The sequence below is a fragment of the Nocardioides marmorisolisilvae genome (assembly GCF_003725775.1).
In the GTDB taxonomy this organism is placed as follows: Bacteria; Actinomycetota; Actinomycetes; order Propionibacteriales; family Nocardioidaceae; genus Marmoricola; species Marmoricola marmorisolisilvae.
This window is the reverse complement of sequence record NZ_RJSG01000002.1, coordinates 1,060,141-1,074,894: the sequence shown is the minus strand read 5'-3', so window position 1 is coordinate 1,074,894 and position 14,754 is coordinate 1,060,141. Positions and strand designations below refer to the sequence as shown.

Sequence of the window (14,754 nt, the reverse complement as noted above, 5' to 3'; positions counted from 1 at the left end):
CCCCGGACTTCGATCAGTTGTGGTTCTGCTTGGCGGTGATGGTGATGGCGTCCAGCGCAGCAGCCAGACCGGCGGTCGGAGCGTTCGAGCTGTTGTCCTCGACGCCGTACGGCCAGGTGATGGTCAGGTCGACCGTCACGGTGTCGCCGTTCTGAACCGCCACGTTGGTGGTCGTGCCGGAGCCCGAACCCAGCGAGACGGCGCCCTTGCTGTACGCCGCGGTCAGGGTGAGCTCGTCGCCGAACAGCTGCGAGGACCCGCTGGTGGCACCCTGCGCGACGGTGAAGTCGGCGCTGGTGAAGTGGGTGCCGGCCTTGTTGACCGTGATGTTGCACTTCTTGGTGAGGGTGTCGCCGGGAACCAGACGCATCGTGGCCGGGTCGTAGGCGGTGCCGCCGTCGATCTGCCAGTCGTGCAGGCCGGCGCTGCTGCAGTCCGGCGTGCTCAGGTCCAGGTACCCGCTGGTGATGCTGGTGCCCGAGACGGTGGAGCTGTCGGTCCAGTACGCGAGCGAGCCGGCGCCTCCGAGCAGAAGGGTTCCTGCAGCCGCGGCGGCCAGGGCGCCCTTGGTGGACTTCTTCATGGTGTTTCCTCCAGGGAGGTCGAGGTTTGTTGACGTACCGAGCCAACGACGTCCCCTTCGAGGAGTTAGCACCTTGCGCCCGTTTATAGCCCGTTATGCCTAGGTGATCTGACCGATTGGCGATAATCTGTCCAGTCCGGCGATGCGACCTTTCGGACACTTTCGTCAACGGACCCCGTCCGTTCCGAAAGTGGGCTAGGAAGGCAGGTTCGTCCGGCGCCGCAACGTGGAGGCCACCCCGGGCACGAAGCACGCCGCGACCAGGGCGATCCACCACCCCATCGGGATGGCGGGTTGCACCGAGACCGTGAACTGCTTACCCGCCTCGACCCCGGTGGCGTGCTTGGCCACGATCGACCCGACCTCGCCGTCCGCGAGCACGACCGGCTCGGATCCCTTCGCAGAAAGCTTCACCGGCAGCATCCCGGTGGACACGTAGGTCGCCTTGGCGCCGGAACCGACCGGCACGAAGGACAACCGGTCGGCCTGGGTCAGCGGTCGGTAGACGACCAGGGCCGTCACGATCACCAGCGCACCTCCGACCAGCAGGACCGGCATCCGGGCCTCCCGCTCGCGGACCCGACCGGCGACCCCGGCCACGACCAACGAGCCGAGCACCAGCACCGGGGCCGCCAGGACCAGCCAGCCCGCCCCCGGCCAGCGCATCACGGTCTTGCCGACCACGTTCTGCGGACCGAGCCGCCACGGGTCCTGCGCGGTGATCCGGCCCTGGGTGGCCAACGTCCCGTCCGGGAAGACCTTCTTCACCTCGTGGCTGTAGGTGACGCCGTGCCCGCCCGGCGGTGTGAAGGTGATCAGGTCGCCGGGCTTCAGCGACGAGAAGGTGACCGGCTTGACCCACAACAGCGTCCCGACCGGCGCGCGGGTGCCCATCGAGGGCGTCTCGACGCGGACCCAGCGGCCGCCCTCAGCACGCCACCCGGCGAGCACGACGATGAAGGCCACCAGGAACGCCACCCCGGCCCAGGCCGCGATCCGCCGGGTCATCCGAGCACCACCGCCCCCGAGCCGGCCCAGGTCAGCGTCGCGGCCCAGTTCCCGCCGCCGGGCGAGGCCTGCACCCGGTGCCCGATCGGCAGGTAGAGACGCAGCCCGGCGATGTAGGAGTTCCAGGTCGCGTCCCGGCTCAGCGAGATCGTCGAGGTCTGGGTCGCCGCCGGTGCGGGCGCACCGATCGTGTGCCAGGTGCCGTCCGCGAAGGTCGAGACCTTGGTGCCGGCTGCGACGACCGTCCCCGCGGGCGAGGTCGTCGCCCAGCCGATGTCGAGCATCGTGCAGGGCGAGGTCGCCCCGATCACCGGCAGGGAGCCCCCGTACGTCGACGTGCCCGCATCGGTCAGCGGCCAGAAGTGCGTGATCCCCGACAGGGCCAGCACCGCGGTCGCGTACGCGCTGCTCGACGCGGTGCCGAACAGCGACGTACGGGTCGCCGAGCTGACCGTGGCAGCGGTGACGAAGGCTCCGGCAAGCGATCCGGTGAGCGTGCTCGCCGGCGGGCTGCCGACGCCGGTGAAGTCGGCCCAGCCGAGGTGCCAGTACGCGTTGCCACCGGTCAGCGCCGCCAGACCGAGACCGCTCACGCCGGCGGCGTTGTCGACGTACAGGGTCGGGGTCGAGACCAGGGTCGCCGCCACGCTGAGGAGCGCGAAGTGCCAGGAGCCGTCGTTGTACGCCGCGGCGGAGACCCCGCTGCTGGAGGTACCCAGCGTGCCGGTGACCCGGAACCGGATCTTGCCGGCGGTGTCCATGTAGATCATCGGCGTCCCGGCCGCCGATGTGCCGTTGTCCGCCGCTACGTCGAGGCTCAGCAGCGGTCCGCCCGAGGCGTACCCGTTCGCGACCTTGAACCAGACACCGAGGGCGTAGCTGCTTCCCAGAAGCGTGCCGGTGTTCGTGGCCTGCACGTCGGCCGCGTAGGCACCGCCCGACAGGCCGATCGCGCCGGCACCCGCCCACGGGTCCGACCCGGCGAACGACGTGCTGTAGCGCGGCAGCATCGGGTCGGCGGCGGTCTTGCTGTTCGCGAGCTGGACCGGGGCGCAGGACGTCGCCCGGAAGTCCGAGACCAGCTGCGCAGCGGTGAGGGTGCCGTCGTTGGTGATCGAGTCGACGGCCGTCTGGGTGGACCCCGAGGACGCCGCGGCAGGGGCCGGGGACCCCGAGCACGAGACGGTCCCGGACGTCCGAGCGGTCAGCGAGCAGCTGCCGGTCGGGTAGCTGTGCGTGAAGGCGAGGCTGGCGTCAGCGGCGTTGTTGGTGCCGTTGCTGACGGCCGCCGCGGTCCAGCCGCTCAACGAGGCCGACGTTCCGGTCAGCACGAGCAGGACGGCGGCTCCGGCGAGGAGCACCGAGACCCGGGCTGGCGTGAGGAGCGGCGTCATCGCCGGCTCAGACGTTGAGCGTCCAGGTCAGCGCCTGGCTCGCGGTGATCCCCTGGGCCAGCACTGAGGCGGACGCCGAGAGCGCGACCGTGAACCGGCAGGTGAAGGACGAGCCCGCGGCCAGGGTGGCGGTGTGCGTCAGGGTGGCCCCGATGCTGCCGGGCGCGCCGGCCGCGTAGACCAGGTCGGCCCAGGCCGAGCCGGCGGAGTAGGTGGCCCCGTTCGAGCACGAGATCGCCACCGTCAGGTCACCTGAGGTGCAGACGTTCGCGGCCGGAGGCGTGCCGGACCCGGCCGTCGGTGACTGCGTGCAGGAACCCGTGGTCAGCACGAACGTCGAGGCGGCGGCCGATCCGACGTTGCTGAAGACCACGTCGGTCACCTGGCTGCCGCCCGGAGCCAGCGGGCTGCTGGTCCCGCCGTACTTGTTCACCGTGCTGCAGGTGTAGCTGTTCGAGGTTCCGCTGCTCGACAGGCAGGTGGCGCTCGGCCCGACTTCGCGCAGGATCACCGCGGAGGCGGTCGCGACGGTGTTGGTGTCGTTGCTGATCACCGCGCTCGTCCACGACGACAGCGTGCCGTTGACGCCGAGCACGAGGATCGTCGCGGCGATGGCGCTGCTCCCCAACGCCCATCGCGCGGGGCGGGGGCCGCGTCGGGCTGCCCGACGCCCGGGCCGTCCTTCGGACGCGCGGGCCGACGCCCACCTCGCGGTGCGAGGTGGGCGTCGGGTGGCGCGTCGTGCGGTCATCGGATCAGACCGCGTCCAGCTGCCAGGCGATCGGCTGCGAGACCTGCGAACCGGCGTCGACCGGCGGCGATGCCGCGTCGAGCGTGGTCGTGAACCGGCAGGTGATCGCGGTCGCCGAGGCGGCGTCCAGGGCCGGGGCGGAGGTCCACGTCTTGGCGACCAGGGAGCCCGGCGCCGCGGCACTCTGACCGAGGGCGGCGATGTCGTTGCCGGCGTTGTAGCTGGTGCCGGTCGAGCAGGCCACCGCCACCGTCAGGTCGCCCTGCGAGCAGAGGTCGATGCCACCGGTGCCGTTGGTCGGGGTGCAGGTGCCGGGTGTGTACGCGAAGGTGTTGCCGACCGCGGTACCCGGGTTGGTGAAGGTGACCGAGACGACCGAGCTGTCACCCGGCGACATGGTGGTGTTGCCGCCGTACTTGTTGATGCTCGAGCACGCCGCGATGGTGTTGTTCGGCGCGGTCGTGGTGTCACACGTGTTGGTGTTGTCGGTCTCGACGAGGGCCAGGTAGCTGGCGGTGGCGCCCGCGGTGTCGTTGCTGTTGGTGATCAGCGCCGAGGTCCACGAGGACAGGGTCCCGTTGACGCCGAGGACGAGCACCGTCGCAGCGATCGCGCCGCTCCCCCAGAGCGCAGCGGTACGCCGAGACTTCTTGGTTTTCGTGGGTGTGTCCTGGTTCATTGCCGTGCTCCTTCCGGAGTCGGCTTCGGGACCCCGTCAGCACCCCTATCGGCACCAGGACCAGAGCACCTGACCGGAAACGATCAGGAAATTCACTCCCCGCGCAGCGCCGCGAGGATCAGGTCCTCGATCGGCGTGCTGGGATCCAGCTCCACACCGCGGTCGCGGGCGTGGCCGTCGATCTGGAACCAGACCGAGCGGGACAGGTGCGAGGCGAGCACCTCCACCGAGGGCTCGCGCACGTCGCGGGCCAGCCAGAACCGGACGGTGCCGACGGCCTGGCCGACGATGCCGAAGACGAGCGGGTCGAGGATCAGCTGGTCCTCCGCGGTCAGCTCGACCTCGAGCAGGCTGGCACCCGAGGTGACCAGCGCCGCGATCAGGTCACCGATCTGCTTGGTCGTCTGCATCACGTCGGAGAGACGCTCACCGTCCTGCGATTCGGCGGCGCCGATCCGGTGCAGCGCGGGGTGGGCGTCCGCCCAGGCCACGTAGGCGTGCACGATCCGCGTGATGATCTGCTCGATCGAGCCACTCAGCTCGAACTCGGGGGTGAGGGTGTCGACCAGCATCTCCAGGATCCGGCGCTGCACGGCGCGGTCCAGATCAGCCTTGTCGGCGAAGTGCCGGTAGAGCACCGCCCGGCCGAGCCCGGCCTGCTGGGCGATCTGGCGGACGTGGATCTCTTCGCCCTCGGGCGTCTGCTCGATGACCGCGATCGCTGCGTCGAGGATCATCTCCCGACGCTCCTCGCGGTGCGCAGCCCAGCGCTCGTCACGCCCGTCGGGCGCGGAGGTGGGCTTCTCGGTCACAGGGTGAAGGGTAATGACCTTCGGCCCCGCGCTCGCGGAAGGCCCGCGGTGGCGACCGTTCGCATCTCCTCCACGTCGAGCAGCTTCACCCGCGGTCGCCCCTGCTCGGCACCGCGGCGGCGCTCCTCGGCGTCCAGTGCCTGCCAGCCGGCCAGACCGATGTGGGCAGGCACCCGCTCGGCCAGCCAGCGCTCGAGCTCCTCGGCGTCGGCGTCCGGCTCGGTGAGCAGTCCGGCGGACAGGTCGTCGAACAGTGCCGCGACGGTCTCTTCCGAGCAGGACTTGTTGGTGCCGATGAAGCCGGTCGGTCCGCGCTTGATCCAGCCGGCGACGTACAGGCCCGGCTCGACGCGGCCCTCGGTGTTCGGCACCGTGCCGGTCGCGTCGTCGAACGGCAGTCCGGCCACCGGCTCGCCGTGGTACCCGACCGAGCGGAGCACCATCTGCGCCTCGAGGATCTCGGTCTCGCCGGTCCCGATCGCGACGGTGCGTCCGTCGACGACCTCCAGCCGGGTGCGCTCGAGCTCCACGCCGGTGACCGACTCGGTGCCCAGGATGCGCACCGGCGCGACGCAGAAGCGGAGCACGATCCGGCGCCGACCCGGCGTGCTCGGGCGCGCAGCGATCTCGGCGAGCATCCGGCCCTTGGCGGTGGCGAGGTCGAACCCGACGCCCGCGTCGTCGACCACCACGTCGACGTCGGTCAGGCCAGCCAGACCCACGAGCTCGGGAAGCGTGAAGGCAGCCTCGGCCGGTCCGCGGCGGCCGATGACCACGACCTCGGAGAGCCGGCTGCCCCGCAGGGTCGCCAGCGGCAGGTCCGCGATGTCGGTGGTCGCGAGCCTGGCCGGGTCGGCGGTGAGCACCCGGGCGACGTCGAGGGCGACGTTGCCGTTGCCGACGATCACGACCCGCTCGCCACCGAGGTCGACGAAGGCGTCCTCGTGGTCCGGGTGGCCGTTGTACCAACCGACGACCGAGGTCGCGGGCACGCTGCCGAGCAGGTCCTCCCCCTCGATGCCCAGCGCCTTGTCGGACGAGGCGCCGACGGCGTAGATGACGCCGTGGTAGCGCTCGGCGAGCTCGGTGTCGCTGATGTCGGCGCCGACCTCGACACCGAGCCGGTAGCGGAACCCGGGCTGCCCCTCGATCGCCGCGAACAGCTTGGTGACCTGCTTGGTGTGCTGGTGGTCGGGCGCGACCCCCGCGCGGGCCAGTCCGTACGGCGTGGGCAGGCGGTCGAAGACGTCGACGGTCACACCCGGGTGCTTGAGCAGCTCGTCGGCGGCGTACAGGCCGGCCGGACCGGAGCCGACGACCGCGACCCGGATGGCGTCGGTCGGCAGCGCCCGGCGCTTCGGGATCACCGCCAGCGGCGTCCGGTCGGCGTGCGGGTTCTCGGCGTAGTAGAGCCGGTTGAGCTCGATGAACGGCAGCTCGTCGGCGCTCAGCTTGGTGTGCGGCTTGAGCGCGTCGACCGGGCACGCGGTCGCACAGGCGCCGCAGTCGACGCACGCCTTCGGGTCGACGTACAGCATCTCGGCCTCGGCGAAGCCGGGCTCACCCGGGGCCGGGTGGATGCAGTTGACCGGGCAGGCGATGACGCAGGACGCGTCGCTGCAACAGGACTGGGTGACGACGTACGGCATGGCACGTTCCTCCTCGAGGGACCGCGGTCAGGCGGCCTTGGCGCCGGCGTTCACCGGCTCGCTGCGGAAGCGCGCACCGGGACCGTCGATGTGCAGCGCCTTCCAGACCCGGCGCGAGACCGGGTTCATCAGGTCGAGCTCCTCGGCCAGCGCGCGGACGTCGTAGAAGACGTCGCTGAGCATGTCCTGGGCCTCGGGGCTGTCCCAGAAGATCTCCTTGAGGACCTTCTTCGGGACGCCCACCTGCCGGGTCATGTCCTTGCTCGGCACCATGATCGCGTCGCCGAGCAGCCGCATGATCACCGGGAACACCACCGAGAGCACGCCCTTGCGGATCTTGCCGACCTTGGGCACGTTCCGCTTGAGGTACTCGTGCGCGAACGAGATGTGCCGAGCCTCCTCGGCGATGTGGATCTGCATGATCCGCTGCAGCAGCGGGTGCATCCGGTCGCCCTCGCGCAGGATCGCCTTCTGCAGGTGGTCGATCGGCTCCTCGCCGGCGAGCACGCCCATGAAGAACACGATCGAGAGCGGCCGGGCGGCCAGTGGCAGGAACGGGGCCAGCACGCGGAAGTAGCGCGGACCGCCGGGGACGTCGACGCCCGAGCGGTTCACGAACTCCTGGAACATCTGGGTGTGGTGGGTCTCCTCGGTCGCCTCGTGCGTCACGTAGCGGTACTCCGCCGAGCCGTTCGGCAGGCCCATGACGTACTCCATGAGGCCGCGGATGAGGATGTTCTCGAACTGCAGCCCGACCTTGGCGACGTTGGCCTGGCGCCACAGACCGATCTCGATCTGGCGCTCCAGCGGGAGCGACTGGTACCAGTCGCTGCGGCCCAGCGCGTCTGCCTTCGGCAGCACCCAGCGCGGGTCGTCGGCGTCGATCGCGTAGTCCGGGTTGTCCCAGTCGATGTCCGTCCACGGATCGAAGTGCTGGTGCACCGAGCCCTCGGAGAGGGTGAGCAGCTTCTCTTCGTACGTCTGGATCGCTGTCATGCTGCGAGGTTAGTGAGACGCGGTGTCACAAGTAAAGAGATACACGTGACTTCGTGTCACATGTATCGATTCCCCGCGGGGGTTGTGGCTCAGGTCACGCGGGTCCGAGACCGTCCGGATGGCGCTGCCAGTACGCCGAGACCTCGATCCGACCCTCGTCGAAGTGCCCTTCCAGGCCCGCCGCGGCGAACGCCGCCAGGGCGTCGTCCAGCAACGGGTCCCCCGGCGCGGCGTTCGCGGTGCTGCCGTGCCACAGGTTCACCTCGAGCATGCCCTCGTCGACGGCGTGCCAGACGTCCTGCGGCGTGAACCAGGCGATCCCGCGCGGCGTCGGCTCGCGTCCGGCGAGCTCGTCGCGCGCCGACCAGTGGTCGGCACAACCCGCGAGCACGACGATGCCCGCGGCCTCGAGGCTGCCGAACGCCTCGGTCAACCGGTCGTGGTCGGTCGTCGTCGGCCAGGCCGCGGACTCGGTGACCCAGGCTTCGCGGGCGTGCGCGAGCCAGGCGTCGGCCGTCGAGACGGCATCGAGCCCGGGGTGGTCGGCGCGGATCACGTCGACGACCTGGTCCCGGAGCGCGTCCGGGTCCTCCAGACCCGAGCGCAGCGCGCTGGCCACCCAGGCCTGGGTGTCCTCGGGGCGGGGCTTCACCAGCCGCGTTCGGCCAGGCGGTGCGGCTGCGGGATGTCCTCGACGTTGATGCCGACCATGGCCTCACCCAGACCGCGGGAGACCTTGGCGACCACGTCGGGGTCGTCGTGGAAGGTGGTGGCCTTGACGATCGCCTCGGCCCGCTCGGCGGGGTTGCCGGACTTGAAGATTCCCGAGCCCACGAAGACACCCTCGGCGCCCAGCTGCATCATCATCGCCGCATCCGCCGGGGTCGCGATGCCACCGGCGGTGAACAGCACCACCGGGAGCTTGCCCTTCTCGGCGACCTCCTTGACCAGCTCGTACGGCGCCTGCAGCTCCTTGGCCGCGACGTACAGCTCGTCGTCGTGCAGCGCACCGAGCCGGCGGATCTCCCCGCGGATCGTGCGCATGTGAGTGACCGCGTTCGAGACGTCACCGGTGCCGGCCTCGCCCTTGGAGCGGATCATCGCCGCACCCTCGGTGATCCGCCGCAGCGCCTCACCCAGGTTCGTCGCACCGCACACGAAGGGAACGGTGAAGGCCCACTTGTCGATGTGGTTGGCGTAGTCGGCCGGAGTCAGCACCTCGGACTCGTCGATGTAGTCCACGCCCAGGGACTGCAGCACCTGCGCCTCGGCGAAGTGACCGATCCGCGCCTTGGCCATCACCGGGATCGAGACCGCCTCGATGATGCCGTCGATCATGTCCGGGTCGCTCATCCGGGACACGCCACCCTGCGCACGGATGTCCGCGGGAACCCGCTCGAGGGCCATCACCGCGACGGCTCCGGCGTCCTCGGCGATCTTCGCCTGCTCCGGCGTGACCACGTCCATGATCACGCCGCCCTTCAGCATCTCGGCCATCCCGCGCTTCACGCGCGAGGTCCCGGTGCCGGTCAGGTCAGTGTCTGGAGTGATGTGGTCTGCTGCCATGAGGCCAGTTTAGGCCCGGACCGCCAGCCCTTTTCACCTGGGTGAGGGGCGTGGATCAGTTCTCCGCGGCCTCGCGGGCCGCGTCGATCGCGAGCGCCTGCTGGTGGACCGTCTGGACGCGCTGGATGACCGTGATCGTGTTCGCCAGTGCCATCAGGCCCAGGATGATCGGGATCGCGATCAGCCAGTCCTCGTTGCCGGTGAGCAGGTGGATCAGATCCGCGATCCCGGTGGTCACCAGGGTGAACACCAGCCGGTCGGCGCGCTCCGCGATGCCGACCTTCGCGGTCATGTTCAGCGACTCCGCACGGGCCCGGGCATACGAGGTCACCGAGCCCATCGAGAGGCAGTAGATCGCCAGGCCGGCGTACCAGTTGTTGTGACCGGGACCGACGTAGTACATCGCGAGACCACCGAAGATGGCGGCGTCGCCGATCCGGTCCAGGGTCGAGTCCCAGAACGCGCCGAACGTCGAGACCTTGCCCGAGGCGCGGGCCATGTAGCCGTCCATGATGTCGCTGAACACGAACGCCGTGATCACCAGGACGCCGGTGAGCAGCGCCCCCTGCGGGAAGAAGATCACCGCCCCCGCGACGACGCCGATCGTGCCGACGAAGGTGACCGTGTTGGGGCTGATCCCCCACGTGAGGAACAGGTTGGCCAGGGGCGCCCAGACGTTGGTCCAGAACTGGCGGAATCTCTCGAGCATGGTGGGAAGAGGCTAACGGACCAGGTCCTCCCCGGTTGCCACCGCGTGCCGGGCGCTGCGGGCCCAGCCGCCCAGGTTGTTGGCCAGGTCCGGGTGCTCGTAGCGGAAGCGGCGTACGGTGTAGCCGACCACCTCCGTCGGGCCGAGCGCTCGTGCCGAGGCACTGCGTGGCAGCCGCAGCAGCGGGCCGAGCTCGCCGAAGTACTGCCCGGGACCGACGACGGTGACCCGGTCCTCGCGGCCGTCGGCGAGCTCGCGGAAGATCTCGATCCGCCCGGACCTGACGAGGTAGACCAGATCGCCGGGGTCGCCCTGGCGGAAGAGCACCTCGGCAGCGTCCAGCTGCACGTGCTCGGGTTCGCGGTCGACCGCGGAGTGCGCGCTCTGCGCCGGCGGCACCAGCTCGATCACCGCGTCCGCGATGTCGGTGACGCGATCGTCGTGGGTGGCCACCAGGAGCGTGCGCCCGGGTGAGGCGAGCTCGCGCATGAGCTGGAGCACGCCCTCGACCTGGACGTGGTCCAGGTGCGCGGTCGGCTCGTCGGCGAGCACGATCGGCGGGTCGTGCACCAGCGCCCGGGCGATCGCGACCCGCTGCTGCTGTCCCCCGGACATGGCCGAGGGCCGGTGGTCCTTGCGCTCGGCGAGCCCGACCCGCGCCAGCAGCTCGTCGGCCCGGCGCGAGGCCTCGGCCCGCGGGACCCGGGCGAGCGCCATCGGCGCCACCACGTTCCCGTGGGCCGTCAGGCTGGGCAGCAGGTTGAACGCCTGAAAGACGATCCCCACCTGCTCCTGCCGGTAGCGCGCCAGGGCTGCTCCCGCCAGCCCGACGACCTCCTTGCCCCCGACCCTGATGCTGCCCGAGGTGGGCGTCAGCAGACCGGCGATGCAGGAGAGCAGGGTGGTCTTGCCGCAGCCGCTCGGACCCAGCAGCACGACCAGCTGCCCGTCGCCGGCGTCCATCGACTTGTTCACCAGCGGGCGCACCAGGATCCCGCCGGAGTTGTACTCCACGGTCAGGTCACGGATCTCGAGCCCGCTCATGCGCCGGCTCCGAACGCGAGCGCCGGGTCCACAGTGACGGCCCGTCTCATCGCGATCAGCGAGGAGATCAGGCCGACCACGACCGCGATCACCGGCAGCGACCAGTACGCCGAGGCCGGCACCACCAGCGGCACCAGGTAGAGCGGCCGGAACAACCAAGCCGTGCTCGCCGCCAGCGCGGCCGCGCCGAGGGTGACCAGCACCGCCTGGACCGCGACGCTGACGAACAGGTCGCGGCCGCTGGCTCCGACCGCCTTGAGGACCGCGAAGTCGCGGGTGCGTTGCAGGGTCGAGACGTAGATCAGCGCGGCCACGATGATCACCGCCACCGCCCACATCAGGTAGCGGGTGTTCTCCACCGAGGACACCGAGTCGGCCATCGGGCCGAGGCTGTCCTTCTCCACCGACGCGATGCTCATCTCCTTCAGGCCCTTCGGCAGACTCGTCGGCGTCCCCTGGACCGAGACCGCGGTGACGAGGCGCTGCCCCCCGAACAGCACCTGCTGCGCGGCCCGCAGCCCCACGAAGACGTCCGGCGTCCCGCCGAGCATGGTGTGGCCCGAGGTCAGCCCCACCACGGTGAACCGCTGGGTGCCGAGCGTGAAGTGCTGGCCGATGTCCAGACCGAGGCGCTCGTCCGCGACCGCGTCCCCCGGCTTGACCACGGCGGAGCCTCGGGAGGGCACGAACGTGGTCGGGCCCGGCTGCGCCCCGAGCATCATCACCCGGATCAGGCCCTTGCTCCCCCGGTCGACGGTCTGCAGGGAGATCACCATCCCGGCCGCGGACTTCACGCCCTTGGCGGACCGGACCGCGCCGACCCGGTTCTCGGGGATCGCCCGCACCGAGGTGAACGGTCCGGAGGAGCTCGTCGGCACGACCCAGCGGTCGGCGTGGGTGCTGTTGACGGTCTTCGTGATCTCGGCGTGGAAGCCGTTCGCCATCCCGGACATCAGCACGGCCAGCGCGAACACGACGCCGGCCCCGACCACGGCGATCAGGAACTGCCGTGACCGGTAGCGCAGGTCGGCCAGCGTGATGGCGAGCACCGCAACCTCCTCGAAGAATCGGACGCCTCGACTGTGGCAGCACCGAAATCCGCTGCACAGTCACCGCGGGAACCATTCAGGCGTGAGGTAGGGCACCTGCACAAGGTCTGAAATTCGATTCCGAGAAGTGGTAAGGATCCGCTCCCTCGGTGCTCCTACCCCTGACCGAGGAAGGAGCGAGGAATGTCGGAGCACACCGGTGCGGGCCTGTTGGTGCCCGTAGGATCCGAGCGTGACCGCTCCTCTCGGGCTGCCCGAAGCCAGCGATGCCGAGCTGGTCGGGCTCGTCCTGCAGGCCGACCGGGAAGCCTTCGCGGTCGTCTACGACCGCTACGGTCCGCGGCTCTACGACTTCGCCTACTCGATGCTGCGCCAGCGCGAGGACGCTGCGGACGCGGTGGCCGACTCGTTCGTGACCTTCGCGGAGAAGCTGCCGCAGCTGCGCGAACCCGACCGGCTGCGCCCCTGGCTGTACGCGATCGTGCGCAGCGAGTGCCTGCGCCGGCTCAAGCAGCGCAAGCGGGTCAGCTACGGCGACGACGACCAGCTCGCCGAGATCGCGGATAGCGCGATGACTCCGGACGAGGCCGCCGAGCAGGCGGCGCTGCAGAAGCTGGTCTGGGACGCGGCCGCCGGCCTGGCGGACCGCGACCGGGCGCTGCTCGACCTGCACCTGCGCCAGGGGCTGGAGGGTTCCGAGCTCGGCGAGGCGATGGGCGTCAGCGCGTCGAACGCCTACGTGATGCTCAACCGGCTCAAGGGTCAGGTCGACAAGTCCCTGGGCGCGTTGCTGGTCGCCCGGCTGGGTCGCGAGGACTGCGCCGAGCTGGACAAGATGCTGGGCAGCTGGGACGGCTCGTTCTCGCCGCTGATCCGCAAGCGGGTGGCCCGGCACATCGAGAACTGCGAGATCTGCGGCGAGCGTCGCAAGCGGATGCTCAGCCCGTGGGCGCTGCTGGCCGGCATCCCGCTGTTCGCAGCACCGGCCGCACTGCGTCGCCGCGTCCTCGACGACACCCAGCTGGTCGCGTACGTCGAACCCGGTTCCGGCGGCGCCGGGGCTCAGGCCGGTGGAGAGGCAGTGCCGACCGTCGCGCCCCGGCGCCGGGGTCGCCTCGCGGCCGCGGGGATCGCGGCCGTCCTGCTGATCGGCGGCGCCGTCTACTTCTGGCCCTCGAACGACGACGCGACGAAGTCCGACGACCTGATCGCCGGACAGCCTCTCGGCGGCGGAACTCCGTCGGTGCCGACCCCGACGCTCCCCACTCCGACGTTGTCCTCGATCCCGACACCGTCGCTGGTGCCGCCTACCCTCGTGCCTCCGAGCGCGACGGCCGCGACGGCGACCGCGGCTGCGGGAGCACTCAAGCTCTCCACGGCGAGGATCGATCTCGGGAGAACCCGTTCGAGCGCGTCCTTCACCGTGACGAACACCGGCGGAACCGCGCTCTCGTTCCTGGCCTCGACCGGGACCGCTGCGGTCACCGTCTCGCCCGCCTCGAAGATCCTCGACCCGGGCGCGAGCGCGAAGGTCAGCATCGTCGTCAAGCGCGGTCAGCTGGTCGAGGGGCCGATCGACGAGACCATCTCGGTGACCTCCGGCAGCCTGGCGGCGTACGTGAAGCTGACCGGCGACAACGAAATCCCGCCGAGCGTCTCGGCCCCGAGGATCGGTGCGGACAGCTGCAACGGCTCCAACCGCTTCTACGCGGTGACCGTGAAGGCGTCGGACGTCTCGGCCGGTGTCACATCGGTCAAGCTGATCTGGAGCGGTGCCGTCTCGGGATCGACCCAGCTGACCTCGTCGCCGACCACCTGGCACGGCAGCCTCGGACCGGTCACCGCGATCGGAACCGTCACGGTGCGCGCGGTCGCGACCGACGGGCGCGGCAACACCACCACCAGCGCCCCGAGGACATTCACCGCCGGCGGGCCGTGCCCCCAGTAGCCGTCGGCCCGTGAGCCGCTAGGTCGGCCAGGCCTCCGCGAGCAGGCTCCGGGTCTCGGTGAGCAGCTGCGGCAGCGGCTTGGTGCGCCCGATCACCGGCATGAAGTTGGCGTCCCCGGACCAGCGCGGCACCACGTGCTGGTGCAGGTGCGCGGCGATCCCGGCACCGGCGATCGGACCCTGGTTCATGCCGAGGTTGAAGCCCTGGGCGCCGCTGACGGCCCGGATCGTGCGCATCGCGGTCTGGGTCAGCGCGGCGACCTCGTGGGTCTCCGCCTCGGTGAGGTCGGTGTAGTCGGCGACGTGGCGGAACGGGCAGACCATCAGGTGACCGGAGTTGTACGGGTACAGGTTCAGCACCACGTACGCCGTGTTTCCCCGGTGCACGACCAACCCGTCCTCGTCCGCCAGACGTGGGATCCGGCAGAACGGGCACTCGTCCTCGGTGTCGTCGGCCGGCTTGCTCTCCCCGCGGATGTAGGCCATCCGGTGCGGCGTCCAGAGCCTCTCCAGCTGGTCGGGCTCGCCGACGCCGTCCTGGTGGACCTGCTCCGGATCCGTCACGG

The 14,754-nt window shown here is 70.5% G+C and carries 15 protein-coding genes; 1 reads left to right on the top strand and 14 read right to left on the bottom strand.

Annotated elements, in window-relative coordinates; all coding sequences use genetic code 11:
- Positions 1-13: 13 nt before the first annotated feature.
- The 13 genes from EFL95_RS09180 to EFL95_RS09120 all read right to left on the bottom strand — a co-directional run bounded on the left by EFL95_RS09180 (position 14) and on the right by EFL95_RS09120 (position 12,240).
- The gene (locus EFL95_RS09180; protein ID WP_123233692.1) at positions 14-583 is read right to left on the bottom strand and encodes an alternate-type signal peptide domain-containing protein; all 570 of its coding nucleotides are present in this window, start codon (positions 581-583) and stop codon (positions 14-16) included.
- A 195-nt stretch (positions 584-778) separates the two neighbouring features.
- Positions 779-1,591: a S26 family signal peptidase gene (locus EFL95_RS09175; protein ID WP_123233691.1), complete on the bottom strand. Its 813-nt coding sequence runs from the start codon at positions 1,589-1,591 to the stop codon at positions 779-781.
- Positions 1,588-2,985, bottom strand: coding sequence for a LamG domain-containing protein (locus EFL95_RS09170; RefSeq protein ID WP_123233690.1), 1,398 nt, complete (start codon positions 2,983-2,985; stop codon positions 1,588-1,590). Before EFL95_RS09170 ends, EFL95_RS09175 begins: the two co-directional genes overlap by 4 nt.
- 7 nt (positions 2,986-2,992) lie before the next feature.
- Positions 2,993-3,613 carry a hypothetical protein gene (locus EFL95_RS09165; protein ID WP_123233689.1) on the bottom strand — a complete coding sequence of 207 codons (621 nt, stop codon included), beginning with the start codon at positions 3,611-3,613 and terminating at the stop codon, positions 2,993-2,995.
- 127 nt (positions 3,614-3,740) lie between these two features.
- Entirely contained in the window at positions 3,741-4,415 is a 675-nt protein-coding gene (locus EFL95_RS09160) for a hypothetical protein (RefSeq protein ID WP_123233688.1), read from the bottom strand.
- A gap of 92 nt (positions 4,416-4,507) precedes the next feature.
- Positions 4,508-5,227, bottom strand: a complete 720-nt coding sequence (locus EFL95_RS09155; RefSeq protein WP_123233687.1) for a TetR/AcrR family transcriptional regulator — start codon at positions 5,225-5,227, stop codon at positions 4,508-4,510.
- Positions 5,224-6,876 (bottom strand): FAD-dependent oxidoreductase, encoded by a 1,653-nt coding sequence (locus tag EFL95_RS09150; protein WP_123233686.1) that lies wholly within the window; start codon positions 6,874-6,876, stop codon positions 5,224-5,226. The genes EFL95_RS09155 and EFL95_RS09150 overlap by 4 nt, the downstream gene beginning before the upstream one ends.
- A gap of 27 nt (positions 6,877-6,903) precedes the next feature.
- A complete protein-coding gene (locus EFL95_RS09145) occupies positions 6,904-7,872 on the bottom strand; it encodes an AurF N-oxygenase family protein (protein WP_123233685.1) in 969 nt (322 codons plus the stop codon).
- Positions 7,873-7,966: 94 nt separating this feature from the next.
- Positions 7,967-8,524 carry a DUF6891 domain-containing protein gene (locus EFL95_RS09140; RefSeq protein WP_123233684.1) on the bottom strand — a complete coding sequence of 186 codons (558 nt, stop codon included), beginning with the start codon at positions 8,522-8,524 and terminating at the stop codon, positions 7,967-7,969.
- On the bottom strand, positions 8,521-9,438 hold the full coding sequence (gene pdxS / locus EFL95_RS09135) for a pyridoxal 5'-phosphate synthase lyase subunit PdxS (RefSeq protein ID WP_123233683.1): 918 nt from the start codon (positions 9,436-9,438) through the stop codon (positions 8,521-8,523). Before pdxS ends, EFL95_RS09140 begins: the two co-directional genes overlap by 4 nt.
- Positions 9,439-9,493: 55 nt before the next feature.
- Positions 9,494-10,147 carry a phosphatidylinositol phosphate synthase gene (gene pgsA / locus EFL95_RS09130; RefSeq protein WP_123233682.1) on the bottom strand — a complete coding sequence of 218 codons (654 nt, stop codon included), beginning with the start codon at positions 10,145-10,147 and terminating at the stop codon, positions 9,494-9,496.
- A 12-nt stretch (positions 10,148-10,159) separates the two neighbouring features.
- Positions 10,160-11,191 carry an ATP-binding cassette domain-containing protein gene (locus EFL95_RS09125; protein ID WP_123233681.1) on the bottom strand — a complete coding sequence of 344 codons (1,032 nt, stop codon included), beginning with the start codon at positions 11,189-11,191 and terminating at the stop codon, positions 10,160-10,162.
- Positions 11,188-12,240: an ABC transporter permease gene (locus EFL95_RS09120; RefSeq protein ID WP_123233680.1), complete on the bottom strand. Its 1,053-nt coding sequence runs from the start codon at positions 12,238-12,240 to the stop codon at positions 11,188-11,190. Before EFL95_RS09120 ends, EFL95_RS09125 begins: the two co-directional genes overlap by 4 nt.
- Positions 12,241-12,472: 232 nt before the next feature.
- On the opposite strand from EFL95_RS09120, the gene EFL95_RS09115 reads away from it, so the two are divergent.
- On the top strand, positions 12,473-14,188 hold the full coding sequence (locus EFL95_RS09115) for a sigma-70 family RNA polymerase sigma factor (protein WP_123233679.1): 1,716 nt from the start codon (positions 12,473-12,475) through the stop codon (positions 14,186-14,188).
- A gap of 18 nt (positions 14,189-14,206) precedes the next feature.
- Here the strand turns inward: EFL95_RS09115 and EFL95_RS09110 are convergent, their stop codons facing one another.
- The gene (locus tag EFL95_RS09110) at positions 14,207-14,752 is read right to left on the bottom strand and encodes an HIT family protein (RefSeq protein WP_246004871.1); all 546 of its coding nucleotides are present in this window, start codon (positions 14,750-14,752) and stop codon (positions 14,207-14,209) included.
- Between the last annotated feature and the right edge of the window lie 2 nt (positions 14,753-14,754).

What these genes read in the sequence shown, in the direction of transcription:
- pgsA (WP_123233682.1), bottom strand. Translation starts at nt 10,147, where the DNA reads ATGCTCGAGAGATTCCGCCAGTTCTGGACCAACGTCTGGGCGCCCCTG.
- EFL95_RS09180 (WP_123233692.1), bottom strand. Translation starts at nt 583, where the DNA reads ATGAAGAAGTCCACCAAGGGCGCCCTGGCCGCCGCGGCTGCAGGAACC.
- EFL95_RS09160 (WP_123233688.1), bottom strand. Translation starts at nt 4,415, where the DNA reads ATGAACCAGGACACACCCACGAAAACCAAGAAGTCTCGGCGTACCGCT.
- EFL95_RS09125 (WP_123233681.1), bottom strand. Translation starts at nt 11,191, where the DNA reads ATGAGCGGGCTCGAGATCCGTGACCTGACCGTGGAGTACAACTCCGGC.
- EFL95_RS09175 (WP_123233691.1), bottom strand. Translation starts at nt 1,591, where the DNA reads ATGACCCGGCGGATCGCGGCCTGGGCCGGGGTGGCGTTCCTGGTGGCC.
- pdxS (WP_123233683.1), bottom strand. Translation starts at nt 9,438, where the DNA reads ATGGCAGCAGACCACATCACTCCAGACACTGACCTGACCGGCACCGGG.
- EFL95_RS09145 (WP_123233685.1), bottom strand. Translation starts at nt 7,872, where the DNA reads ATGACAGCGATCCAGACGTACGAAGAGAAGCTGCTCACCCTCTCCGAG.
- EFL95_RS09170 (WP_123233690.1), bottom strand. Translation starts at nt 2,985, where the DNA reads ATGACGCCGCTCCTCACGCCAGCCCGGGTCTCGGTGCTCCTCGCCGGA.
- EFL95_RS09150 (WP_123233686.1), bottom strand. Translation starts at nt 6,876, where the DNA reads ATGCCGTACGTCGTCACCCAGTCCTGTTGCAGCGACGCGTCCTGCGTC.